The following is a 1,215-nucleotide window of genomic DNA, read 5'->3' on the forward strand; positions in this document are numbered from 1 at the left end:
GGAGGAGGAAGTCGGCGAAGGAGGAGCCAGATTCTTCCATGATGTATTTGCCAGCTACACGTCAAATGGCAGAGCCAATGGAGATGGGACGAAGCTTGGCGGGGTCGGCGGGGTCTTTGTGTAGGGCCATGAAGTGACTAGCAGCAATGTGTGGGACAATGGAGGATGGAACCTGGTTGTTGATGACAAGGGACAGGAAGGAGGCGAACCGGTCAAAGTAAGGCTTGGTGGTGGAGTGTGGTGGCTGGTAGAGGGCAAATGCGCGGAGGGTGTCTGGAAGATCACCAAATGGGCCGGCAGCTGTGCCTTTGCGGAGGCGGATGAGAGCACGGTGAAGGGTCTCCTTGCAGACATGTAGTGTTGCAGGGGTATGGTGGCGGGTGGGACGATGATGGGACTGATAGCTGGTGGGTGGAGGGTATAGCTTTTGGCAAATGGCTTGAGCTTCTTCAGTCATCTTGGCAACAGACATAGCCTGAGTGATGCGGGCATAAGCAGTGTGGTAGTTATCCTCATCAGCGGCAAGTTGGGCGGCAACATCATAGGCAGGGGGTGTGGTAGTGGTGGTGGGGGGAGGAGCCAAGAGGGCTGCATCATACAGGACTGAGAGGTGGCCCTGCTTGAACAGGTGAAGGCGGTGGCGAACAATGGCGTTGACGGAGTCGCGGCAGGAGGGAGGCCTGGGGTGAAGGATCAGCATGTCAAATATGATCATGAGTTTCCATAACGGGGCAGGGTCCTGAAGTTCAGATGAGATTGAGGGATCGCGGGTGATGGTGGAGGCCGTGTTGATCCAGGAGATGGCATGGCCAAGGGAGCAGTGATAAAGAGCACGGGTGCTGCTGTCAAGCTTGCGCCAAAGGTTGGTGCGGTATGCGGGTGGGGAGGGAGTGAGCTGGAGCAGCCAGTGGAGGGCGCTTGTCCAATGGGTGGGGGAAGCATTGCGGAGGGTGTTGGTGATTATGGCTAAGTTCGTGGTGTGTGTGGGAGGGGGAGGTCGATGCTGGCGAGTGTTGTGGCCAGCGAGGTATTGAGGCATGGTGAAGACACCGTTAGTGGAGTTACAGGTGGGGCACAGGATGAGGCCTGCATTGGTGAGTGGGGTGGTGTCATAGGTGGCGAAGGACTTGTTGGGGTGGGAGCGTCGTAAGTGATCCTGTAGCTGGGAGAGGGTGTGTAGAGGGTGGAGAGGCGTACAGAAAGGGCAGGGGTGGG

General features: G+C 57.5%; 1 protein-coding gene. It reads right to left on the minus strand.

Annotation, left to right across the window (positions count from 1 at the left end; all coding sequences use genetic code 11):
• Positions 1–61: 61 nt before the first annotated feature.
• Positions 62–715: a hypothetical protein gene (locus ACRCYW_RS13595; RefSeq protein ID WP_438550613.1), complete on the minus strand. Its 654-nt coding sequence runs from the start codon at positions 713–715 to the stop codon at positions 62–64.
• Positions 716–1,215: the final 500 nt, after the last annotated feature.

The sequence above is a fragment of the Aeromonas sp. genome (assembly GCF_051657805.1).
Taxonomy (GTDB): Bacteria; Pseudomonadota; Gammaproteobacteria; order Enterobacterales; family Aeromonadaceae; genus Aeromonas.